This is a genomic window from Xaviernesmea rhizosphaerae (genome assembly GCF_001938945.1).
GTDB lineage: Bacteria > Pseudomonadota > Alphaproteobacteria > Rhizobiales > Rhizobiaceae > Xaviernesmea > Xaviernesmea rhizosphaerae.
This window is the reverse complement of sequence record NZ_MKIO01000021.1, coordinates 249,100-268,980: the sequence shown is the minus strand read 5'-3', so window position 1 is coordinate 268,980 and position 19,881 is coordinate 249,100. Positions and strand designations below refer to the sequence as shown.

Sequence of the window (19,881 nt, the reverse complement as noted above, 5' to 3'; positions counted from 1 at the left end):
GAGGTCAAGGAAAATCGAAGGGAAAAGGATTCCGTGAAGCCGCGCCCTGCGCGGACTATCAAAGGGCCATCAGATCAAGGAGGCCCGCATGGCAGACGAAAGCGACCGAGACGAAAGCAAAAAGCGGCGCCGGCCGAGGGAGGAGCGCCGGCGCCGCTGGCGCAGCCCGAGAGGGGGGCGAGCCGCGCGGGAGGAGAGCGAGGCGCGGGGCGCGTCATTCGGCTTCCCCGCTGAAGGCGCAGCGCAAGCGTCCAGACGCCATGCTTGACGTCTGGACGCCACAGTGCTCCGATCAATCGCCACAACTTTTCGGAGCAAGAATAATGGACGTGACACAATTCGACATCATGCAGTTGGAATCCGCCGACGCCACAATGCTCGGTCGGACCGCCATCCTCGCTCAAGCTGTCGGGATGATCCTCAAAACCCATCAAAGCGGCGCAGACATTCTTGAGACCCTGCTGAATGCCGCCCGCGAGCTCAAAGCCAGCGCGCCCGAGACTGTCGCAGCGGGAAATGAGAACTTCGATGACTTCGCAGACGGCGCCTTCGCAGCAGCGACCGCAATTGCCGAAGAATTTCAAAGCTGAGCCAGAGATTCCAAAGACGGAGGTCGTCACTCGGCGGCCTCCCGCGTATCACTTTGCAAAACTTCTTGAATGCGATTGTAGGTGTCGATGCTGATCGACTTGCCTGCACGCAAGCGCGCCAAGAGTTTTCCATCGTTGACCGCACGCTTACCGAACGTCGTCTCCGCAATCCCACGGGCGTGACAGTGGGCCTCAATGCTATCAATGATGGATTGAACTGTGATCATGCCTAAACCATCATGGGCAAAAGCCCATTTGTCAATGGGCTATAACCCAAGTGACTTCCGTTGGCACGTTGGGCAATGTCCCTCCATGTCTGGCGGATGGAAAGAACGAGTGCGTCAAGCACTTGATGAACAAGGGTTAAGCATGAAAGAGGCGTCCATTGCTGCGGGCATGGGCGAGACCTTTGTGCGCGATATTTTAGAGCGTGACAGAACACCCAAGATTGATCACTTCATGTCACTCGCCGTTGTTTTAAAAAAACCGGTGTCGTTTCTATTGGGAGAAGCAAAGTCTCCAGAAATAAAACTGCGCAGAGTTGAAGTACGCGCATTCGTTCAAGCTGGAATTTGGGAAGAAAGCTGGGAATGGCTGACAGAGAGACGCTATGATGTCTTCGTGCCGGATGATGCAGAGTTGAAGTCAAAACCTCTGTATGCGGCAGAAACGCGCGGCCCATCTATGAATAAGCGCTACCCAGAAAATACTGTTGTCGTTTTTACGAAGCTAATTGAAACGAGAGAGCGTCCCATCCCCGGAAAGCGCTATATTGTTGAGCGCAAAAGAGCATCAGGGGAAGTCGAGCACACTGTTAAGCTTCTTCATAAAGACGATAATGGTCGCTTATGGCTCTTGCCAGAATCAACCGATCCTCTGTTTCAGGCGCCCATTTCTTTAGAAGACGGAATGCATGATGGTGACGAAGTCACTGTCATCGGCAAGGTCGTTTACGCCATCTCGAAAGAGTGAGGATCTCCAAAAATCGCAAGGCATAACATGCGGTGAATTTGCCGTTGCTGGCTTTGCGCCTGTGTGATGGGATTTTGCCCATTGACATAATGGGATTTTGCCCATTACGTTGCGTCATCCCATACCGGACGGCGCTGAACAGGTCTCGCATACCGCGCCGCCCATGGGTTCCCATGGAGCGGCTTTTCTATGTCACCAGACAACACCCATGCAGCAAGTCGCTTAGGCGCTCTTGCCCGGCACTTCGCAGACCATCCGGTAATTGTGCCCTTCGAAGGCCCAGAACTGGCCGAAAATGCGGTGCCACGCGGGAATGATCAGGCGCTGGTCCTGCGGAAAGCCGACCATGCCGGCCAACGCATCGTTGTAGGCCTTGGCGTCCAGCGCGCGAAGCATGGGCGGTTCGTCGGCAGCGATACGCGATATGCGCCCCTGCCAGGCGGCGCGCACCGCATCAGTCGCGTCGGTGCATTCCTCGATATCGGCCAGCAGGTGGTAGTAATCGCGTTGCAGCGCCTGATGGTCGCGGGCCTTGCCGGCAAAATCGAAGACGAGCTGCAATCCACCGATCAGGGCCGTGGCAAAGCCCGTGTAAAGCGCAATTTCGCTGATCTGCAGGCGGCGGCTGGCTTCCGCGAAGGCGCTTGCGCCCAGAAGAAGAACCGCCAGGTTGCACCAGCGGTTCCAGCGCTCGAAGGTGAGCCGCCGCGACGTGTGATAAAGCGCATTTCTCAGCACATTGAAACGGATCAGGTCGCGGTCCATCGCTCGTCCTACTTTTTGACCGGGGGCGGCGGCGGTGCGCTCGGCTGGCGTGGCCCCGCAGGCCCCCCATTGGGCTTCGGTTCGGAAAGAACGGGCTGCCTCGGCCCCCATCCCTTGTCTACTTTCACATCGTTCATCGCATGCTTCCTACGTTCCTGCGGTGGATGAAGGGAGCGGCGCGCCCTGCCTAGGCCGCCGCTCCCGCCCTTTAACCATGCCCGACGTGACGCCGAGAGCGCAATCGGAAACACAACTTCCACGCAAGCTATGCCCAGGAGGGCACCATGTCCAAGACCAAAGCCGCCGTCGTCGAGACCATCACCAAACTCCACCCCGTGGCCGAGGCCATCTGCGACAAGATGCGCCACTACGGCGAAGGCTGCCACGAAAGCCAGCTGCGCGCGCATTTCACGAAGGAGCAGCTGGACGCGCATGGCGACGCCGCGCGCGATCTCGCCAACAGCCAGTGGCAGCGCGAGATTGCGCCCCGGAGCGCCGCGCGATGATGGCGCGACCGGATCGTTTCGGGCCGCAGCCGGCAGCCGCGCGCCAGGCCGAGCGTCTGGCGCGCGCGAGGGCGGCAGAGCGTACGGCTCGCCGCCGGCTGCTCTGGTGCGGCATTGCCGGCCTCGTCGCGCTGGCCCTGTGGATGGCCGGCCTCCTCCTGTTCGTGGGGGCGCTGTGATGGCGGGCGACGGTGTTTTCAAATGGTGGGCCGGCGAAGGCAAGGACCCGGAAGTTTACCGGATCGGAGCCGACGACTGGTCGGGGATCATCGAGGCCGCGCACAAGGCATTCCCGCAGGGGAATTTCACGATCGTCGAGGCGGATAAGGCCGTGCTGCATTATGAAATCTTCAGCGACTTCGCCGGTAACGGCGATCTCTCCGAGATGATCGATGACGTCAATGGGGGCGCCTTCGGCGAGGACGGCCCCGACTTTTTCTGCACGGACGACGAGAATGCCGAACTGGACGGGCTGCTCAATGCCGTCATCGCCGACTGGATCGAGCGACACGGCCTGCACCCGCGCGCCGTCGCCTTCGGCGAGACCCGTAACCAAGACTATTTCCCGCCATCACTCAAGGACGATGAGGACGGCCTGTCCTGCGAGGGCTGCCGCAAGGCGGTTCGCCCTGGTGATCTCTACTGCTGGGGTGAGGAAAACTCGCTTTGCGAAAGCTGCGCCCCGACCTATCGCAGCATGATCGATGAGCCGGAAAGCTGGACGGATGGCCAGGGCAACCCGCAGGACCCGCAGGCCCTGCGCGCGAGCTTCGAGGCGCATCTCGCCGCCGGCGGCAAGCCGGAGGACAAGGTTGTCCAGCGCATGGAGGCGTTCACGCCTCCGCAGGTGGAAGGGGATGCGGCATGACCACCGCGCTGCGCTCCATCCTCCCCGACGAACACGAGACCGCCCGCCTGGCGGCGCTCGCCACGCAAGAGCGCTGGATCGATTTCAGCCGCGGCCTCGTCTGCGGCGTCGCCATCGTCCTCCCGCTCGCCCTCCTTCCTCACGCCCTCGGCGCGCTGGCCCTCGTCCTGCGCTGACCACTCGAAGGGATTTCGCCATGGACAACCCAGTGCCCACCAGTCAGGTGGATTACGGCGACATCGAGCGCCTTTACCGCGCCGTCGCCGAAGAGCGCCCGCATGCCGAGCTGCTCCATCAGCTCTATGACCTGTTCGGCACGGATTTCGATCTTCGCCCACCGGACCACGAGCGCCGCCTTGTCGGCACCATCAACGGGGCGAAGCCATGGCGTCTGTAAACACCGTCGTCCATCGCAGCGCATTGCTGCCGGCGCTCTCGCGCGTACTCGGCGCGGTGGATCGCTCCAGCAAGATCCCGATCCTCACGCATGTCCATGTCGTCATTGATGACCAGGGGTTAAGCCTGCGCGGCACAAATCTTGATATCGAGATCTCGGCTCGGGTCGAGACGGCGGAGCCTGGCGCACCCAGGAGCTTCGCCTTGCCTGCCGTCAAGCTGCGCGAGGTCGTCAACGCTCTGCCGGAAGCATCCGAGATCACCTTTTCGGACGGGCGCGGCCGCGACCATATCAATCTCTCGGCCGGCAAATCCCGATACTCCCTGCCCATCCTTCCGGGCACGGACTTTCCCTGCATGCGCAGCACCGAGAATTTCGCATGGGCTGACATGGACGCGGAGCTGATCGCCAGAGGGCTGCGCAGGGTGGCGCACGCCTATGATCGCAGCGAGGGCCGCGAATATCTGCGGGGCATCTGCCTGCACAAGACACGCGACGGTGATGGCATCGACTTCGCCGCCACGGATGGGCTTTGGCTGGCCAAGACGACCGCGCGCGGCGACTCGCCCGCCGTGCTGCCCTGCCACGATATGAATAAGAACTTCCCGCATGTGATCGTGCCCGGGCGGCTGGCGGAACTCATCGCCAAGCTGCTCGCCGATATGAAAGGGCGTTGCCGGATCGCGGCGACCAGCAACCATTTCGCGGTGGAATGCGACGGGGTCGAGGTCATCTCGAAGCTGATCGACGGTTGTTTTCCGGAATATTGGCGTATGATCCCTGGAGACGGGAAGACGATCGTTGCCAGCCTCTCCGAATTGCTCGGCGCTGTCCGGCGCTCATGCGCCGCCATGGATGACGGCATGAAGGACCCGATTACGCTGGATGCGTCTGAGGGGCAGATGACCTTGCAGATCGTCGGCGCAAACGGGACAGGCGCACAGGACAGCGTTCCCGTGGAAATGAGTGATCCATGGTCTTTCTGCGCGCCTTCGGGCCGGCTCTTGCGCACGCTTGAAGCCATGGTGGCCATCGACGTGGAGCTGACCATTGCCCCTATGGGACAGGACAATTCCGTTCTGATGGTGCGGCCCCTCGGAGAGAGTGACGATGTTTTTCTTGTCGTCTATATGCGGCCGCGCCTGCACGCCTTCGGGGGCGCCGCATGACGCCCGAGATCGCCAGACGGCTCCTGCCGGAAATCATGGAAGTGCACGGCCTCGCCTCCATTAAATGGGGCGAGGGGTACAACGCGAAGACCGGCCGCGCCGAACTGTGCCGCTTCGACGAGCGCACCCGCTCTTATGAGCCAATTGCACATATCCTATCGGACTGCCCTTATGACGACAGGCAGATGATGAGCAAGGCGCCGACCTATATCGCCGCGCTGCTCTGCCTGCGGGAGGAATCGGTGCGCGCCTACCGCGCCCTGCAGGCGCAGCTCGGCCCGTCCGACACATCGAAGCCGCCGCCGGACTTTACGACCGAATGCGCGATGCGCTGCCAGGATGCGCCGTTTCAACAGTTCATGCTCGCCCGCCATGGCGCGGCATCCGCCGAAAAAGAAGATTGCGCCGCCGCCGTCCGGACTGCCCTGCAGATCTCGTCACGCAAGGCGCTGAACACCGATCCGGACGCGGCCGGCCGCTGGATTTCCCTGCGCGCCGAGTTCGACAACTGGATGCGCGATCAATGAGCCGCCGCGAGGAGATCCGCGCCCGCATCATGGCGCGCGTCCGGATCGACGAGGAAACCGGTTGCTGGATCTGGACAGGCCCGACCTCCGGCGAGGAAGGCCGCGGCGCTGGCTATCCCCGCATGAGCCTCTCCGGCCAGACCGTCGCCGTCCACAAGGCCATGTGGACAAACGAGCACGGCCTAATTCCGTCTACCCGAGAACTCGACCACGTCTGCCGCAACCGTCTTTGCGTCAACCCCGACAATCTCAACCACGTCCAGCTCGTCACCCGCAAGCGCAACAAGCTGCGCATGTGGGAAGCCCGGCGCGCGGCGATCATCTGTGAGGAGACAACCGATGCGCAACGCTGAGAGCACGGCGGCGCCGGCATTCTCGACGCCATTCCTTCTGTTCGCCCAGTATGGCGGCAAGGCGGTTATTCCGATCGAGGATGTCTGCCGCGACTACTTTGCTCACCTCACGCCGGAAAAGCTCTTGAGGAAGGCGAGCGCGGGCGAAATTGCCTTGCCGGTCGTTCGAATGGAAGGGTCGCAGAAATGCCACAAGGGCGTTTATCTGCAGGATCTGGCGGATTATCTTGACGCAAGGCGGGAGGCAGCCTTGAAGGAATTTCAACAGCTACACCGCAGCTAAGCAGCTACAAAATTGCTACAGACGGCAAGACAGGATTGAATTTATTATATTATTTCCGACAAATCGTCCAATCGATCATGGGGGCGACGGCGAAGATTGGGCCGTGAAAATAGCGCTGTGCGCAGGCCGTGGCGACGGAGGGCGCGCCGGCGGTCGTTTCGGTCATGGTCGTCTCGCGGGTGAAGGGCGCTGCCGGATGCATGATGAATGCAATCGTGCGGTAATCGGCGTTGATATAAGCCTGTTCAACCGCGAAGGCCAGCCCTGCACCTCTGCCGCCCGGACAGCTGCAGTGCACGCGCCCTGACGCAAGAAGGCAGCTTTGCTCAGCTGCCTCCCCGTCCGCTGTCAATGTTCCTGCTGCCGCAGGCTGTTCCGGGCCACGGAGGCCGATAACCGGGCTTCCTCGGCGGCGGAGAGGAACATTTCGCGCGCCTCTTCCGGGCTGCGCCGGCCGCTCATCGCCGCGCGACAAAGCGAGCGGGCGGCGACATAGCAGGGGCCGCGGGCGTCCGGCCAGTTGCGGCTCATCCAATCCAGCGCCTCGGAAGGGCCGTTCACATCGGCTTGCTTGCCGTGAAAATTCAGCGCGATCGGCCGGGACCAAAGGAGCTTGCGGATAATGATCCTGTTGCCTGATCCTGCCTCTTCCATCACGCCGCTCACCAGATTCTGTCCCAACGATTCGTCTCACGCCGACCCTGGCCCAGAACATAGCCTGCGAGGAAGGCGACGGCCGCGATGGTCAGAGCCGACATGGCGGTGGCGGAAGGATGATCCTTGGCATGGGCCGCGACCGCGCCGATTTCGGCCTGGGCGCTTTGCGCCGCCTTGTTCAGTTTTTCCGTCGCGCTGTCCTTGCGCTCGACATCTCCGGTAAAGCCGGTTCTGAGATCACCTGCAAAACTCATGGGTCTCTCCCTGGTTTTTCAACCTCTCTTAACCCTTGAGCGGAACAGAGGTTCCCTTCGCAAGCAAATATCGCACCGCGACAATATTATTGCACCGCATTATCAATGCAAAATAATACACGGAATGTTTGTCGATCATGCTTCTAAGCAAAAAATTCACTTTGCGGCACAGGATGCTTGTGTCATCCTGATCATGAGGCGCCTCATAAATACCGCGATCGTGTCAGTAACTGTGCCTGAGGAATTCGGACGCGCCTCATAACCAATGCACGGATGAGGGAGAAGCACGATGAATATGGAGCATCTGACCCAGATTGTCGAAGTGAGCCTGAAGCGGGGCAACGAACGGCAGGATGTCGGCATCATGACCGTTCGCCAGGCCCTGGAACTGCCGGTTCCGGGCCGCTTCGAATACACCAATCCCGAACGCAGCAGCCGCCGGGGGCCGGCGCGGATTTCCCGGGAGGAGCTCCAGGCCTATGCCTGGGGCTGACGCCGCTCGCTAAGGGCATCGGACCGGAACGACCGGAATCCTGCGCAGCGCGCGGCAGCTTCAGGCCTGGATTGCGGCGCTGGAGCCCCGCAAAGGCTTCGGGCACATGCGGCGATGCTGCAGGCGCAATCCGGGCACACGTTCCATGAGATGCGGCCGGGAATTTGTGCGCGGGGCCTCTGTTTGCGGTTGCATGCAACGGCGCTTCATCGCAAGGATGACAGCCAACCGTCGTCCCGACCGGTCTTGCGGAAGGGCGATGGCGCGTCATTTCAGCGATCGGACCCCGCCATGCAGACCGTCTTTGCCCCGCCCGCCCCTGTGCTGCTTCCCGTTGCGGGCTCTCAGGCCCTTTTCCCGGTGCGCCGGATCTACTGTGTCGGCCGCAATTATGCGGCGCATGCCCGCGAGATGGGCTCGGATCCGACGCGCGAGCCGCCCTTCTTCTTCCAGAAGAACCCCGACAATGCGCTGCCGGCCGGCCAGGATTTCCCCTATCCCGCCTGCTCCTCGGATGTTCATTTCGAGGTGGAACTGGTTGTCGCGCTGAAGGACGGCGGCGAGAATATCGCGCCTGACGACGCCAATGGCTGCATCTTCGGCCATGCCGTCGGAATCGACTTCACCCGCCGCGACCTGCAGGCCGAGGCGAAGAAGGCAGGCAAGCCCTGGGCCGCCGCCAAGTCTTTTGAACAGTCCGCGCCGATCGGACCGATCGTTCCGCTTGATGCCGTTTCGCCGTCGCCTGAGGCGCGGATCTGGCTGAGCCAGAACGATATCCTGCGCCAGGAAGGCCATCTGAGCGACATGACCTGGTCGGTGCCCGAGATCATCGTCGAATTGTCGAAGCTGTTCCGGCTGGCCGCGGGCGATCTGATCATGACTGGCACGCCATCGGGCGTCGGCCCGGTTGTGCGCGGCGATGTCGTGAGCTGCGGCATCGATGGCCTGCCCGAACTCACGGTCACGGTTGCCTGAGGAGAGCGCTTATGCCGCTTTATGCCCTGGGGCCGCATCGGCCCAGCCTGCCGCAGGCTGGCCGCTTCTGGATCGCGCCGGATGCGCATGTGATCGGCCAGGTGCTGCTCGGCGACGAGGTCGGCATCTGGTTCGGCGCGGTGCTGCGTGGCGACAATGAGCCGATCCGCATCGGCGCCCGCTCCAATATCCAGGAAGGCGCCGTGCTCCATGTCGATGCCGGCTTTCCCGTCACCATCGGCGAAGGCTGCACCATCGGCCACCGGGCAATCGTGCATGGCTGCACCATCGGCGACAATTGCCTGATCGGCATGGGCGCGACGATCCTCAACGGCGCCGTTCTCGGACGCAATTGCCTTGTCGGCGCCAATGCGCTGGTGACGGAGGGCAAGGTTTTCGAGGACAATTCGCTGATCGTCGGCGCGCCCGCCCGCGCCGTACGCCTGCTCGATGCAGCGGCCGTGGCGAAACTCAAGGCCTCGGCCGACAGCTATGTCGGCAACTGGCGCCGCTTCGCGTCGGAGATGCGGCTGATCGAAGAGTGACGTTACTCCGCGCCCTCGCGGGTCGCATCGAGACGGCAGGGGCCGCCATTGCAATCGGCCCTCGCCTTGCCCTGCGTCGGACAAGGCCCCAGAAGCAGGGCGGATCAGGCCTGGGGCGTGTGGCTTTCCCCCGCGCAGGCGCTGCAATGGCCTCGCATCTCGATCGTGGTCTTCTCGGTCTTGAAATGGCGATCGGTGGCCAGCGCCATCAGCCGTGCATTGATCGTGGGATCGTCGATCTCGGCCACGCTGCCGCAATCCTCGCAGATGGCGAAGGCGACCACGCCGCCCTGATGGCCGTGGCTGTGGCCATGGCTGTGGTCGTGACGGCAGGCTACGAAGGCATTGAGGCTTTCCAGGCGATGCACGAGACCGCGCTCTATCAGCTTGTCGAGGGCACGATACACCTGAAGCGGGGCGCGGAACCCGTCCTCGCGCAGCCGGTCGAGAATCATATAGGCCGACAGCGGGGCGTCGGACTCCCGAAGCGCCGAAACGACAAGCGACTGATTCCGGGTCAGCTTGGAATGATCGGTCATGGACTGGCTCCCAGGGCGAGTGGTCATCGCGCGCTGCGATGGGCTTGAAAGGCGCAGGCGGGGCGCGCGCATGGGCACGACAAGGCTTTAGCACGGCAAGGCTTTCGCAGGACAAGTCTTTGCGAGATGCGCTGGACACGTCCCCACGCCCGCATCCGCCACCCGGCGAAATCCCTCTCAAGCCTGCCCGATCCCCGCAGCGGATATCGCACAGGCCTTGGCTCAAGACAATAATGTAATAACATTACCGACAAGAACAAGGGCCTGATGGCGAGGCGCACGGGCGAAAGAGTGAAGCCTCACACAAGCAGCGTCGGTGATAGTGCCCATCAAGAGGCCGCCCCTGCCCGCAAGCCGGTCAGCGAGGCCGGCGCCGGCGGATTTCCGCGCCTGCCCCCCTTGCGTGGCATCGCCCTCGCCGGGGCGCAGTCTGCGCGCTGACACCGTCGCGGAAGGGTCCGAGGGAGACGCACGCATGATCACGACAGAACTGGCAAAGGCGCGCTCGGCCTTCGAGGCTGGCGACTATGTCGACGCCCTGATGGTGCTGAACGGCCTGATGGACGAGACGCGGGATCAGCAGGTTCTGCTGCTGCTCTCGGATGTGTTCGAGAAGCTCGGCTTCGACATGGATGCCGCCGAATTGCTGGCCGAGCTCGGAAAAAGCCAGGCGGACGATGCCCTGACGCTGCGCGCGGCCAAGCTGTTCTTCAAGGCCGGCGACGAGGCACGCGGTCAGCTTCATGGCATGACGCTGTTCGAGCGCAAGGCGCATGATCGCGACATCGCCTTCCTGCTGGCCCAGTCCTTCCGCAAGGGACCCGATCCGCGCTTCGCCCAGGTCTTCCTTCCGTCGCTGCATGACAGCGATGAAGAGGCGCATCTTAGCCTGGCGATCGATCTGGCCATGTCGAACGAACACAATCCGACGACGCTGTCGATCTTCAGCCGCTATGCGGATCTCGCGCCGGAAGATCCCTATCGGTTGTTCAATCTTCTGTTCGTCGCCCGGAATTTCTGCGATTTCGACCGGATCGCGGCAATAGAGGCGCGCATCGCCGAAGCCCTGCGTCTTGGCGATGCCGAGCTGCTGGCCGGAGAGTCGCCCTATGCCAATCTGCTCTATTGCGGCGATGAACGGATCAACCGCCTGGCGACGAACAATGGCGCACCGGCGCAGATATCGCCGGCGGCTCTGGCGCGTCAGCGCCGGTCCCGGCCGCATCGCTGGGGAGAGAAGATCCGCATCGCCTATCTCTCCAGCGACTTTTGGGAACATCACGCAACGATGACGCTGTTCCAGCGCGTGCTGGAGCTTCATGACCGCGATCGCTTCGAGATCACGCTCTACTGCTACACGCCGCCCCATCTCAAGGCTTTCGATGAAGGCGGGCGGGAGCGCTGGGGCTGGCCGATCGTGTCGCTGATCGGGCTCAGCGACGCGGAAGCCGCCACCCTGATCCGGCAGAACGAAACCGACATCCTTGTCGATCTCAAGGGCCCGACCAGCGATGCGCGTCTGGGCATTCTCAATCAGATGGCCGCGCCGGTTCAGGTCGAGTGGCTCGGCTTTCCCGGCAGCGTCGTCAATATCGATTGCGACTACGTCATCGGCGACAAGGTCGTCCTTCCGGGTAGCGCGCGACCGTCCTATCATGAAAAATTCTGCCGGCTGCCGGACAGCTACCAGCCGAACGATCCCCTGCACCGGCCGCTGCCGGCGGCAAAGTCGCGCGCGGAGGTGGGACTGCCGGGGGATCGCTTCGTCTTTGCGAGCTTCAATACGCCGCGCAAGATCAGCGTCCCGGTGATCGATGCCTGGAGCGCCATTCTTCGCGGCGCACCGGATGCGCTGCTGTGGATGATGATCGACGGCGAGACCCATCGCGCCAATGTGCTGAAAGCCATGGCGGACCGCGGCGTGGACGCGGCGCAGATCCTCTTCGCCCCGAAAATGGCCTATGCCGACCATCTGGCCCGGCTGCAGGCGGCCGATCTCGCCCTGGACACCTTCCCCTATAATGGCCACACGACCACCTCGGACCAGCTCTGGGCCGGCCTGCCGGTGCTGAGCGTCAAGGGCACCAACTTCGCCTCGCGCGTGTCGGAAAGCCTGCTCGGCGCGATCGGCTTGCCGGAACTGGTGGCCAAGGACACTGCCGACTTCATTGCCAAAGCGATCGAGCTGACAACCCGGCCCGAAGAGATCGCGCGCTACAAGGCGCATCTGCAGGAACAGCGCTTCCGCGCGCCGCTCTTCGATGCCGAACGCTTCTGCCGGCATCTGGAAACGGCCTATCGCACCATGGCCGAACGGGCCCAGGCAGGACAGGCGCCGGACCATTTCGACGTGCCGGCCCTGCCGCCGCGCACCGAGCCCTTCGCGACTCGGCCGATTTGAAGACGGCCCCGGTTCTTACGGCAGGGGACGGTAGACGAACCGGCTGACATCGGCCGGCTGCGCCTGGCCCGATATGTCGAAGGCGAAGACGCCGAGGAAGGCGCCGGTGAAGGAGCCATGCTCCCCGCGGCCTCCCTCGTCGGAAATCACGCTGGCGTCGAGCTCGGGGCCGATGGCCCTGAATTCGCCCATTCCGGCGCCGCGCCAGAAGAATTGCAGGCCATTGCCATTGATCTCCAGGGCCAGCGTCAGCGGACCGTCCGGCACGGCGATGCCGCTACCGGCCGGGAAGGTCAGCCTGCTTTCGGGATAGTCGCCGGGGCAGGAGAGGATGGTCAGGCACCGGCCGAGTCGCTCGTGTCGGGTGATGCCGAGCGCATGCAGCTTGTGACGGTTATAATAATGCGTGAGCCCCGCCACCTGCTGATAGAGCTCGGGCTCGAAGGCGATCTCCACCTCCACCCTGACACGATGATGCTGCTGGCGGCGGGCAACCAGCGCCTGCTCGAACCAGCTGCCGATGCTCTCGCGGCCATAGAGCCGGAGATGGCCCGGATTGGCCGTCAGGGAGAAGATCCGGTCGGGGAATGGCGTGCGCAGCCATTGGAAATCGATCGGCAGCGTCGCGCCATCGAAACGGGTGACGACCTCGCGGTCGCGCTCCGCCGCCGGCGCATCCGGGGCGAACGCCGGACCTTCGACCTCTGTCGCCGGCACCATGCCGCCCTGCGTGAGATAGAGCCAGCCATCTTCGCCCCAGACGCATTTCTGCAATGCCGTTTCCCGGCCCAGCGCCGAACGGCGATGCGGCGGCAGGGGCCGGCCGCACAGATGGGTGTGGTAGATCTCGCCATCCGGCGTCTCGACATATTGCCCATGCCCGGCCCGCTGCAGCGCGGCCTCCGGCGCGTCCTTCGAACTGATCAGATGGGCATTGGGGTGCAGCGTATAGGGGCCCTCGATCGCGCGGGACCGCGCCATGGTCACCGCATGGTCATAGCCGGTGCCGCCTTCGGCGACCGTCAGATAATAGAAGCCGTTGCGCTTGAAGAGATGCGGGCCCTCCACCAGCCCCAGCCCGCTGCCGGCGAAAATGTTGTGCACCGGGCCGGTGAGCTTTCCGGCCTGCGCATCCCATTCCTGCAGAATAATGCCGTCGAAGGCCGGCGAGTTGGCAACGCCGAAGAGACTTTCCGGCCGGTGGTTCCACTGCATGTTGACGAACCATTTGCGGCCGTCCTCGTCGTGAAACAGGGAGGGGTCGAAACCTGAGGAGTTGACATAGACGGGATCGGACCAGGGCCCTTCGATGGCCGGCGCGGTGACGATGTAATTATGCGCATCCTTGAAGCTGCCGTCATAGCGCTTGACATCGGTATAGACGAGCCAGAACAGACCATCGGCATAGGACAGGCACGGCGCCCAGATGCCGCAGCTGTCGGGATTGCCGCGCATGTCGAGCTGGCTCGCGCGGGTGAGCGGCCGTGTCAGAAGGGTCCAGGAGACGAGATCGCGCGAGTGATGGATCTGCACGCCGGGAAACCACTCGAAGGTCGAGGTAGCGATGTAATAGTCCTCGCCGACGCGGCAGATCGAGGGGTCCGGATTGAAGCCGGGCAGGATCGGGTTCTGGATCAGGGACATGGAGATCAACCTTTGGAAACGCCCCGCGCCGGGGCAGCACGATTGCCCGGGCCGTGATCGCGCCCGGACATTCTGCGGAAACTCAAGCTTTGATATCACCGGGCGGCCTGCGTGGCGCCCGGTGATGAGAGGCAACATCGGCCCGAAACGAGCAGACAAGGCCGATCAGCGCAGAAGCGCCGTGGCCTCCTCGATGCTCAGCGCCGCCGGCTGGGTGCAGGTGGTGGTCAGATCGATGAAGCGGCCCTCTTCGCCTGATTTCAGGACCGAGACCATGACATCGACGCCATGCAGCGCGCGCTCCAGCGAGCAGCGGGCGTCACGCCCATCGAGGATGGCCACCGCCATGTCGGCCAGGCCCGCCGTGCGGTAATTGGCCATCGGCCCGTGCGAGGTCTCGTAATTCGCCACGGCAAAGGGATGGTCCCACATCTCGACCGGCTGGATGTCCTTGTCGCGGCCGCTGGCCTGGACGGTGCCGCCGAAGAAATTCGGGTCCGGCACGAAGAGCGAGCCCTCGGTGCCGTAAAGCTCCATGTTTGCGTGGCGGTGCGACCAGACATCCCAGCTTGCCGACAGCGTAATGGTCGCCCCGTTCTGGAACTCCAGCAGCGCATGGATGGTGGTCGGGGTCTTGACCGGGATCACCTCGCCCTTGCGCGGCTCGCTGGTGATGGTGCGGGTCGGGTTGGCCATCGAGGTCATGGCGCCCACGCGTCTGACCGGGCCGATCAGGTTGATCAGATTGGCGATGTAATAGGGGCCGAGATCGAGCACCGGGCCGCCGCCGGGCAGGAAGAAGAAATCGGGATTGGGGTGCCACATCTCCATGCCCGGGCTCATCACATGGCAGGTGCCCGAGGTCACCCGGCCGACGCGACCCTCGTCGATCAGGTGGCGCGCCAGCTGGTGGGCGCCGCCCAGGAAGGTATCCGGCGCGCAGCCGACCTTAAGGCCCTTGGCCGTGGCAAGGCCGCGCAGGGTTTCGCCCTGCTCCAGCGAAAGCACCAGCGGCTTTTCGGAATAGACATGCTTGCCTGCTTCGAGGATCGCCTTGGAGACCGGAAAATGCGCGTCCGGGATCGTCAGGTTGACGATGATGTCGATCGCCGGATTGGCGAGCAGCGCGTCGATCGTCTGCGCCTCGACGCCGAATTCCTCGGCCCGGGCCTCGGCCGCGCCCATGTTGATATCAGCGCAGGCGAGAACCTTGATGCCGCGAAACAGCGGCGCCAGCTTGAAATAGGTGGTCGAGATATTGCCGCAGCCGATGATGCCGACGCCAAGCTCGCGTGTGTCAGATGCAGTCGTCATGGAATGTGCCTTCTGAAGCGGCCGGACACCTGGGTAAAGTCAGGTGCCGGACCGCGAAGAAATGGGGAGAAGAACGCGTGTCGAGGGAAGCGGCCCGTCAGCCGTAGGTGCGGATCGAGGCGATCGAACGATTGGCGAAACGCTGGAGATCCTTCGGATTGTCGTGCTCGACGACGAAATACTTCGCCGGCGTGGCTTCGAGAATCGGGAAGAGACGCGGCCAATCGACCGTGCCGTGACCGACATCGGCCCAGCCATCCTCATCCGCCGCCTCGCCGGCCGGCGCGATATCCTTGACGTGAACAGCACTGATGCGGCTGCCATAGCGGTCGATCCAGTCGAAGGGATCGCCGCCGCCGCGCACCACCCAGGCGATATCAGCCTCCCAGCGCAGGCTCGGCCCGCCCTGGAAAATCAGCTCCATCGGGATTTCGCCGGTGGGCAAGGCGACGAATTCGAAGTCGTGATTGTGCCAGCCGAAGGAATGGCCGGCCTCCACCAGCGGCGCGCCCGCCGCCTCGAGCCGCTTGCCGAAATCGTGCCAGCCCTGCGCATCGGTCGGCCGGTCCTCGGGCATGATATGCGGGCAGAAGACCGCCTCGATACCGATTGCCTTGGCGATCTCCACGGCGCGCGCCGGATTGGTCTCCAGCATGGCCAGGCTGAAATGCGCGCTCGGCATTGTCAGGCCATTGGCGTCCAGATCGGCCTTGAAGGCGGACAGGGCCTGATCGTCAAGTTCGGCATAGAGCGCGCCATAGCCTTCGACCTGCGTATAGCCGGCCGCCGCGATCGTCTTGAACACCTCGGAAAAGGGCTGAAAATTGCGTGCGCTGTAAAGCTGGAAGCTGATGGCCTGCATGGAAAATCCTCCTGTTCATGAAAGCCTGCGGAGCCGACGGCGGGTGAAGCCCCGGAGCCGGACCGCGAAAATCACGCGAAAATTAAAGGCGGATGGCGATCTCCTCCCGCCATCCGCAGGGCCGGGCCGCCTTTGCGGCATGCCCGGCCATCGGGGTAAACTGTCAGATCTAAGCCGCCGCGACCCGCGCCGGTGCCTCCGCCGCATAGGATGCCTGCAGATCATAGGCGTGGAACACGGGCATGCCCTCGCCGGCTGCCCTTGGCGTGAAGCGGATCGTCCGGCTGTCGCCGGCCGTCAGGTCGAAGGCATTGTCGGAATAGCGCCCTTCCCTGTCGGCCTCGATCATGACGTGCAGCGCCAGCCCGGCCGATGTCACCGTCAGCTCGCAAGAGCCGTCACCGAGCGCCCTGGGCGTGACCGAAAGGCCCGAGGGCTGCAGCTCCAGCGCCTTGTAGGTGGAGAGAACGTGATGCCCCTCGCCGCTCATGCCGTTCGAGGCGGTGAAGCGCCAGAACAGGAGATGATCTGCGGGAATGTCGCGGTCGGAGATCGTCGTCAGCGTCGCTGCCGCATCGGGCCCGCAGGTGCCGGCCACCGCCATCAGCGGCTGCCGCTCGCCGGAGAGCGAGACGAGGAAGGTTTCCAGCGCGATCGTCACGGGCTCGGCCGTGTCGTTCACCATGGAAAAGGCAAGAGTTTCCTTGTCCTCGGCGGGAATGACGGCGACGGCCACCGGCTGGAAGAAGCGGCGCACCATGTAATGCATCGCCTTCCAATTGCCGCCATAGTCGAGGCTCGACCAGGAGGCGACGGGCCAAGTATCGTTGAGCTGCCAGTAGAGCGTGCCCATGCAATGGGGTTTCAGCGAGCGCCAATATTCCACGGCTGTGCGGATCGCCAGACCCTGCTGGATCTGGCTGACATAGACGAAGCTCTCGAAATCGCGCGGGAAGCGGAAATAGCGGAACATGGTGCCGGCAATGCGCTCATTGCCGCCGACATTCTTCTGGTGCACCTCCATCACCGGCGAGGCGATGTTCAGGTCCTTCTTCTCGGCGAACTGCCGCACGATCGGCATGGAGGTGTAGGACTGGAAGCCGAATTCCGAGCAGAAGCGCGGCCGCACCGTGCGGTAATTGTCGAAGCTCTTGTTCTCGTGCCAGACGGACCAGTAGTGCATGTCGCCGGAGCCGTCGGCATGCCAGGCATCGCCGAAGTTCAGATAGCCCGGCGACGGGCTGGAGGGCCACCAGATCAGATCCGGTGCCGCCTTCTTCATCGCCACCTCGATCGTGCGGTTCAGCCGGTCGTAGGAAACGAGATAGCGGTCGCGGTCCTTGCGGCTTTCGGGGAACCAGGTCAGCGCGCCCACCAGCTCATTGTCGCCGCACCAGAGCACGATCGAGGGATGGGAGCCGAGCCGGCGCACCTGATAATCCACCTCCGCCTCGACATTGGCGAGGAAGTCCGGCGTGGAGGGATAAAGGTTGCAGGCGAACATGAAATCCTGCCAGACCATCAGGCCCAGCCGGTCGCACAGATCATAGAACCAGTCGGCCTCATAGAAGCCGCCGCCCCAGACCCGGATCATGTTCATATTGGCGTCGACGGCCGAGCGCAGCAGGTCCTCGGTCGCCTCCGGCGTGGCGCGCGACATCAGCGCATCGGCCGGGATCCAGTTTGCCCCCCGGCAGAAGATCTCGCGCCCGTTGACGCGGAGCGCGAAACGCGAACCGGCGGCATCGGCATCGGTCAAAAGCTCCGCCGTGCGGATGCCGATCTGGCGGCGGACGGTCTCGCCCGCAACCGTCACCGTCAGCGCATAGAGCGCCTGTTCGCCGCTGCCGGCCGGCCACCACAGCCGCGGCTCGGCAATGGTGAAGACCTGGGAGACCACCGTCTCGCCCGCGCCGAGCGCGCAATCGACATGGTCATTCTTGCCGTCGAGACCGAAATCGACGCCCACGACGCAAGGGGCTTCGGCAAACAGCGTCGCCTTGACCAGGAGATCGACGCCGCCATCGGCGCGCGGAATCTGCTGGGTCTGCACATGTTCGATGCGTGCGGGCGCGAGCCGGCGCAGCGCCAGGGTGCCATAGACGCCGAGCGGGGCGATGGCGATGTTCCAGTCCCAGCCGAAATGGCATTGCACCTTGCGCAGCATATTGCCGTTGGGGATCGGCGAGTTCAGCTCCTGGACGGGCACATAGAAGGGCTGCGCCGCCTGCAGTTCCGCGCCGGCCGCGATCGCCGAACGGATGACGATGCGGATCCGGTTGGCACCGGCCTTCAGGACGCCGCCGACATCCGGCCGATAGCGCCGGAAGCTGTTGTCCGCCTCCAGCACCAGCTGGTCGTTGACGAAGACCGAAGCGACGGTGTCGAGGCTTTCGAGGTCCAGGTACCAGGGGCCATCCAGCACGTCGGCGTCGATCTCGACGCTGCGCTCGAACACCCAGTCCTCCTGCGCGACCCACTGGATCTCCGCCTCGTTGCGGCCGTGATAGGGCTCGGGAATGATGCCGGCATCCGCCAGCGCACTATGAACATCGCCGGGAAGCCGGATGGTGTTCTGATGCTTTCCATCGGCGCTGGAAAGTTCCCAGGCGCCGGCGAGATCGATGGTCACCGGCCGGGCGGTGGAGGTTTCGAGGGACATTGGGAGATCCGTTCAAAGTCTGTTTTCAGTCCCGGCATCGAACAGCGAGGCGCTGGCCATGTCGAAGCCGAGGGTGACGGGCGTGTTCGGCGCATAACGGCGCTGGCCGGCAATGCGCACGGAAATGGGCTGGCCCGCAAGCTTCAGCCAGAGAAGATTGTCGGCCCCCATCGGCTCCTCGATCTCGACGGTAGCCGGATGGCTGACCAGCCCCTCCACCGGCTCATCGACGCGGATATGTTCCGGCCGAACGCCGAGCACCACGGCCTGACCGTCCTTCAGCGGCGCGCGCGAAGGGTAGCGCGACAGATCGAAGGCCACGCCGCCGACATCGACCACGGGCCGGCCGTCCTTGCGGCCGATGCTGCCGCGGAAGAAATTCATCGAGGGCGAGCCGATGAAGCCGGCCACGAACAGGTTTTCCGGCGTGCCGTAGATGGTCATGGGGTCGGCAAGCTGCTGGATGACGCCGCCTTTCATCACGGCGATGCGGTCGGCGAGCGTCAGCGCCTCGATCTGGTCGTGGGTGACGTAGATCATCGTGTTCTTCAGCGACTGGTGCAGGCGCTTGATCTCGACGCGCAGCTCCGAGCGCAGCTTGGCATCGAGGTTGGAGAGCGGCTCGTCGAACAGGAAGACGTCGACATCGCGTACCAGCGCCCGGCCGATCGCCACGCGCTGGCGCTGGCCGCCCGACAGCTCCGCCGGCTTGCGCTTCAGAAGCGGCTGGATCTGCAGGATCTCGGCGGCGCGGGCCACGCGCTTGTCGATCTCGACCTGCGGCACCTTGGCCACCTGCAGGCCGAAGGACAGGTTTTTCTCCACCGTCATCTGCGGATAGAGCGCATAGGACTGGAACACCATGCCGATGCCACGGTCCTTCGGCTCCTCCCAGGTAACGTTCTTTCCCTTGATGAAGATCTGGCCGTCGGAAATATCGAGCAGGCCGGCGATGCAGTTGAGAAGGGTGGACTTGCCGCAGCCCGACGCACCGAGAAGCACGAGGAACTCGCCATCGGCAATTTCCAGATCGAGATGCTGGAGCACGCTGACGGCACCGAAGTTCAGCGACAGGTCTCTGATGGATACGCTTGAAGTCATG

Annotated in this window: 25 protein-coding genes; 15 read left to right on the top strand and 10 right to left on the bottom strand. The window is 63.5% G+C overall.

Features of this window, described 5'->3' with window-relative positions; genetic code table 11:
• Nucleotides 1-329: 329 nt before the first annotated feature.
• Nucleotides 330-590 carry a hypothetical protein gene (locus tag BJF92_RS05030; protein WP_143523898.1) on the top strand — a complete coding sequence of 87 codons (261 nt, stop codon included), beginning with the start codon at nt 330-332 and terminating at the stop codon, nt 588-590.
• Between the two features lie 26 nt (nt 591-616).
• Here BJF92_RS05030 and BJF92_RS05025 read toward each other — a convergent pair whose 3' ends face one another.
• Complete coding sequence (locus BJF92_RS05025; protein WP_075633664.1) at nt 617-817, bottom strand: hypothetical protein; 201 nt, start codon at nt 815-817, stop codon at nt 617-619.
• On the opposite strand from BJF92_RS05025, the gene BJF92_RS24975 reads away from it, so the two are divergent.
• On the top strand, nt 816-1,562 hold the full coding sequence (locus tag BJF92_RS24975; RefSeq protein ID WP_245294669.1) for a helix-turn-helix domain-containing protein: 747 nt from the start codon (nt 816-818) through the stop codon (nt 1,560-1,562). The two genes, BJF92_RS05025 and BJF92_RS24975, sit on opposite strands and share 2 nt — an antisense overlap.
• A gap of 222 nt (nt 1,563-1,784) precedes the next feature.
• Here the strand turns inward: BJF92_RS24975 and BJF92_RS05015 are convergent, their stop codons facing one another.
• Nucleotides 1,785-2,438, bottom strand: a complete 654-nt coding sequence (locus tag BJF92_RS05015; RefSeq protein WP_143523896.1) for a hypothetical protein — start codon at nt 2,436-2,438, stop codon at nt 1,785-1,787.
• Between the two features lie 173 nt (nt 2,439-2,611).
• On the opposite strand from BJF92_RS05015, the gene BJF92_RS05010 reads away from it, so the two are divergent.
• The 9 genes from BJF92_RS05010 to BJF92_RS04970 are packed head-to-tail and all read left to right on the top strand — an operon-like array spanning nt 2,612 to nt 6,430.
• Nucleotides 2,612-2,833, top strand: coding sequence for a hypothetical protein (locus tag BJF92_RS05010; RefSeq protein ID WP_075633661.1), 222 nt, complete (start codon nt 2,612-2,614; stop codon nt 2,831-2,833).
• Complete coding sequence (locus BJF92_RS05005) at nt 2,830-3,012, top strand: hypothetical protein (RefSeq protein WP_075633660.1); 183 nt, start codon at nt 2,830-2,832, stop codon at nt 3,010-3,012. Before BJF92_RS05010 ends, BJF92_RS05005 begins: the two co-directional genes overlap by 4 nt.
• Nucleotides 3,012-3,701: a hypothetical protein gene (locus BJF92_RS05000; protein ID WP_075633659.1), complete on the top strand. Its 690-nt coding sequence runs from the start codon at nt 3,012-3,014 to the stop codon at nt 3,699-3,701. Before BJF92_RS05005 ends, BJF92_RS05000 begins: the two co-directional genes overlap by 1 nt.
• Nucleotides 3,698-3,877, top strand: a complete 180-nt coding sequence (locus BJF92_RS04995; protein WP_075633658.1) for a hypothetical protein — start codon at nt 3,698-3,700, stop codon at nt 3,875-3,877. The genes BJF92_RS05000 and BJF92_RS04995 overlap by 4 nt, the downstream gene beginning before the upstream one ends.
• 20 nt (nt 3,878-3,897) lie before the next feature.
• Entirely contained in the window at nt 3,898-4,098 is a 201-nt protein-coding gene (locus tag BJF92_RS04990) for a hypothetical protein (protein WP_075633657.1), read from the top strand.
• Complete coding sequence (dnaN, locus tag BJF92_RS04985; protein ID WP_078057842.1) at nt 4,086-5,267, top strand: DNA polymerase III subunit beta; 1,182 nt, start codon at nt 4,086-4,088, stop codon at nt 5,265-5,267. The genes BJF92_RS04990 and dnaN overlap by 13 nt, the downstream gene beginning before the upstream one ends.
• On the top strand, nt 5,264-5,794 hold the full coding sequence (locus BJF92_RS04980; RefSeq protein ID WP_075633655.1) for a hypothetical protein: 531 nt from the start codon (nt 5,264-5,266) through the stop codon (nt 5,792-5,794). The genes dnaN and BJF92_RS04980 overlap by 4 nt, the downstream gene beginning before the upstream one ends.
• Nucleotides 5,791-6,147 carry an HNH endonuclease signature motif containing protein gene (locus BJF92_RS04975; protein ID WP_075633654.1) on the top strand — a complete coding sequence of 119 codons (357 nt, stop codon included), beginning with the start codon at nt 5,791-5,793 and terminating at the stop codon, nt 6,145-6,147. Before BJF92_RS04980 ends, BJF92_RS04975 begins: the two co-directional genes overlap by 4 nt.
• Nucleotides 6,134-6,430, top strand: coding sequence for a pyocin activator PrtN family protein (locus BJF92_RS04970; RefSeq protein WP_075633653.1), 297 nt, complete (start codon nt 6,134-6,136; stop codon nt 6,428-6,430). Before BJF92_RS04975 ends, BJF92_RS04970 begins: the two co-directional genes overlap by 14 nt.
• A gap of 348 nt (nt 6,431-6,778) precedes the next feature.
• Here BJF92_RS04970 and BJF92_RS04960 read toward each other — a convergent pair whose 3' ends face one another.
• Both BJF92_RS04960 and BJF92_RS04955 read right to left on the bottom strand, forming a co-directional pair.
• Entirely contained in the window at nt 6,779-7,084 is a 306-nt protein-coding gene (locus BJF92_RS04960; protein ID WP_143523941.1) for a DUF982 domain-containing protein, read from the bottom strand.
• An 8-nt stretch (nt 7,085-7,092) separates the two neighbouring features.
• Complete coding sequence (locus BJF92_RS04955; protein ID WP_075633651.1) at nt 7,093-7,341, bottom strand: hypothetical protein; 249 nt, start codon at nt 7,339-7,341, stop codon at nt 7,093-7,095.
• Between the two features lie 289 nt (nt 7,342-7,630).
• Between BJF92_RS04955 and BJF92_RS04950 the strand changes: the two genes are divergently transcribed.
• The 3 genes from BJF92_RS04950 to BJF92_RS04940 all read left to right on the top strand — a co-directional run bounded on the left by BJF92_RS04950 (nt 7,631) and on the right by BJF92_RS04940 (nt 9,357).
• Entirely contained in the window at nt 7,631-7,834 is a 204-nt protein-coding gene (locus tag BJF92_RS04950) for a hypothetical protein (RefSeq protein WP_075633650.1), read from the top strand.
• Between the two features lie 291 nt (nt 7,835-8,125).
• Nucleotides 8,126-8,812, top strand: coding sequence for a fumarylacetoacetate hydrolase family protein (locus BJF92_RS04945; RefSeq protein ID WP_075633649.1), 687 nt, complete (start codon nt 8,126-8,128; stop codon nt 8,810-8,812).
• Between the two features lie 11 nt (nt 8,813-8,823).
• Nucleotides 8,824-9,357: a gamma carbonic anhydrase family protein gene (locus BJF92_RS04940; protein ID WP_075633648.1), complete on the top strand. Its 534-nt coding sequence runs from the start codon at nt 8,824-8,826 to the stop codon at nt 9,355-9,357.
• 104 nt (nt 9,358-9,461) lie between these two features.
• Here BJF92_RS04940 and BJF92_RS04935 read toward each other — a convergent pair whose 3' ends face one another.
• A complete protein-coding gene (locus BJF92_RS04935; RefSeq protein ID WP_075633647.1) occupies nt 9,462-9,896 on the bottom strand; it encodes a Fur family transcriptional regulator in 435 nt (144 codons plus the stop codon).
• 475 nt (nt 9,897-10,371) lie between these two features.
• Here BJF92_RS04935 and BJF92_RS04930 point away from each other — a divergent pair, with 475 nt between their 5' ends.
• The gene (locus BJF92_RS04930) at nt 10,372-12,297 is read left to right on the top strand and encodes an O-linked N-acetylglucosamine transferase, SPINDLY family protein (protein ID WP_075633646.1); all 1,926 of its coding nucleotides are present in this window, start codon (nt 10,372-10,374) and stop codon (nt 12,295-12,297) included.
• A gap of 15 nt (nt 12,298-12,312) precedes the next feature.
• Here the strand turns inward: BJF92_RS04930 and BJF92_RS04925 are convergent, their stop codons facing one another.
• The 5 genes from BJF92_RS04925 to BJF92_RS04905 all read right to left on the bottom strand — a co-directional run bounded on the left by BJF92_RS04925 (nt 12,313) and on the right by BJF92_RS04905 (nt 19,880).
• Nucleotides 12,313-13,941 (bottom strand): glycoside hydrolase family 43 protein, encoded by a 1,629-nt coding sequence (locus BJF92_RS04925; protein WP_143523895.1) that lies wholly within the window; start codon nt 13,939-13,941, stop codon nt 12,313-12,315.
• A gap of 165 nt (nt 13,942-14,106) precedes the next feature.
• Nucleotides 14,107-15,255, bottom strand: a complete 1,149-nt coding sequence (locus tag BJF92_RS04920; RefSeq protein WP_075633645.1) for a Gfo/Idh/MocA family protein — start codon at nt 15,253-15,255, stop codon at nt 14,107-14,109.
• 97 nt (nt 15,256-15,352) lie between these two features.
• Nucleotides 15,353-16,117 (bottom strand): sugar phosphate isomerase/epimerase family protein, encoded by a 765-nt coding sequence (locus BJF92_RS04915; RefSeq protein WP_075633644.1) that lies wholly within the window; start codon nt 16,115-16,117, stop codon nt 15,353-15,355.
• Between the two features lie 169 nt (nt 16,118-16,286).
• A complete protein-coding gene (locus BJF92_RS04910) occupies nt 16,287-18,779 on the bottom strand; it encodes a beta-mannosidase (RefSeq protein WP_075633643.1) in 2,493 nt (830 codons plus the stop codon).
• 12 nt (nt 18,780-18,791) lie between these two features.
• The gene (locus BJF92_RS04905; protein ID WP_075633642.1) at nt 18,792-19,880 is read right to left on the bottom strand and encodes an ABC transporter ATP-binding protein; all 1,089 of its coding nucleotides are present in this window, start codon (nt 19,878-19,880) and stop codon (nt 18,792-18,794) included.
• Nucleotide 19,881 lies beyond the last annotated feature (1 nt).

What these genes read in the sequence shown, in the direction of transcription:
- BJF92_RS05000 (WP_075633659.1), top strand. Translation starts at nt 3,012, where the DNA reads ATGGCGGGCGACGGTGTTTTCAAATGGTGGGCCGGCGAAGGCAAGGAC.
- BJF92_RS04915 (WP_075633644.1), bottom strand. Translation starts at nt 16,117, where the DNA reads ATGCAGGCCATCAGCTTCCAGCTTTACAGCGCACGCAATTTTCAGCCC.
- BJF92_RS04910 (WP_075633643.1), bottom strand. Translation starts at nt 18,779, where the DNA reads ATGTCCCTCGAAACCTCCACCGCCCGGCCGGTGACCATCGATCTCGCC.
- BJF92_RS24975 (WP_245294669.1), top strand. Translation starts at nt 816, where the DNA reads ATGCCTAAACCATCATGGGCAAAAGCCCATTTGTCAATGGGCTATAAC.
- BJF92_RS05015 (WP_143523896.1), bottom strand. Translation starts at nt 2,438, where the DNA reads ATGGGGGCCGAGGCAGCCCGTTCTTTCCGAACCGAAGCCCAATGGGGG.
- BJF92_RS04935 (WP_075633647.1), bottom strand. Translation starts at nt 9,896, where the DNA reads ATGACCGATCATTCCAAGCTGACCCGGAATCAGTCGCTTGTCGTTTCG.
- BJF92_RS04905 (WP_075633642.1), bottom strand. Translation starts at nt 19,880, where the DNA reads ATGACTTCAAGCGTATCCATCAGAGACCTGTCGCTGAACTTCGGTGCC.
- BJF92_RS04940 (WP_075633648.1), top strand. Translation starts at nt 8,824, where the DNA reads ATGCCGCTTTATGCCCTGGGGCCGCATCGGCCCAGCCTGCCGCAGGCT.
- BJF92_RS04920 (WP_075633645.1), bottom strand. Translation starts at nt 15,255, where the DNA reads ATGACGACTGCATCTGACACACGCGAGCTTGGCGTCGGCATCATCGGC.
- BJF92_RS04955 (WP_075633651.1), bottom strand. Translation starts at nt 7,341, where the DNA reads ATGAGTTTTGCAGGTGATCTCAGAACCGGCTTTACCGGAGATGTCGAG.
- BJF92_RS04950 (WP_075633650.1), top strand. Translation starts at nt 7,631, where the DNA reads ATGAATATGGAGCATCTGACCCAGATTGTCGAAGTGAGCCTGAAGCGG.
- BJF92_RS04945 (WP_075633649.1), top strand. Translation starts at nt 8,126, where the DNA reads ATGCAGACCGTCTTTGCCCCGCCCGCCCCTGTGCTGCTTCCCGTTGCG.
- BJF92_RS05025 (WP_075633664.1), bottom strand. Translation starts at nt 817, where the DNA reads ATGATCACAGTTCAATCCATCATTGATAGCATTGAGGCCCACTGTCAC.
- dnaN (WP_078057842.1), top strand. Translation starts at nt 4,086, where the DNA reads ATGGCGTCTGTAAACACCGTCGTCCATCGCAGCGCATTGCTGCCGGCG.
- BJF92_RS04980 (WP_075633655.1), top strand. Translation starts at nt 5,264, where the DNA reads ATGACGCCCGAGATCGCCAGACGGCTCCTGCCGGAAATCATGGAAGTG.
- BJF92_RS05005 (WP_075633660.1), top strand. Translation starts at nt 2,830, where the DNA reads ATGATGGCGCGACCGGATCGTTTCGGGCCGCAGCCGGCAGCCGCGCGC.
- BJF92_RS04970 (WP_075633653.1), top strand. Translation starts at nt 6,134, where the DNA reads ATGCGCAACGCTGAGAGCACGGCGGCGCCGGCATTCTCGACGCCATTC.
- BJF92_RS05010 (WP_075633661.1), top strand. Translation starts at nt 2,612, where the DNA reads ATGTCCAAGACCAAAGCCGCCGTCGTCGAGACCATCACCAAACTCCAC.
- BJF92_RS04925 (WP_143523895.1), bottom strand. Translation starts at nt 13,941, where the DNA reads ATGTCCCTGATCCAGAACCCGATCCTGCCCGGCTTCAATCCGGACCCC.
- BJF92_RS04975 (WP_075633654.1), top strand. Translation starts at nt 5,791, where the DNA reads ATGAGCCGCCGCGAGGAGATCCGCGCCCGCATCATGGCGCGCGTCCGG.
- BJF92_RS04995 (WP_075633658.1), top strand. Translation starts at nt 3,698, where the DNA reads ATGACCACCGCGCTGCGCTCCATCCTCCCCGACGAACACGAGACCGCC.
- BJF92_RS04990 (WP_075633657.1), top strand. Translation starts at nt 3,898, where the DNA reads ATGGACAACCCAGTGCCCACCAGTCAGGTGGATTACGGCGACATCGAG.
- BJF92_RS04960 (WP_143523941.1), bottom strand. Translation starts at nt 7,084, where the DNA reads ATGGAAGAGGCAGGATCAGGCAACAGGATCATTATCCGCAAGCTCCTT.
- BJF92_RS04930 (WP_075633646.1), top strand. Translation starts at nt 10,372, where the DNA reads ATGATCACGACAGAACTGGCAAAGGCGCGCTCGGCCTTCGAGGCTGGC.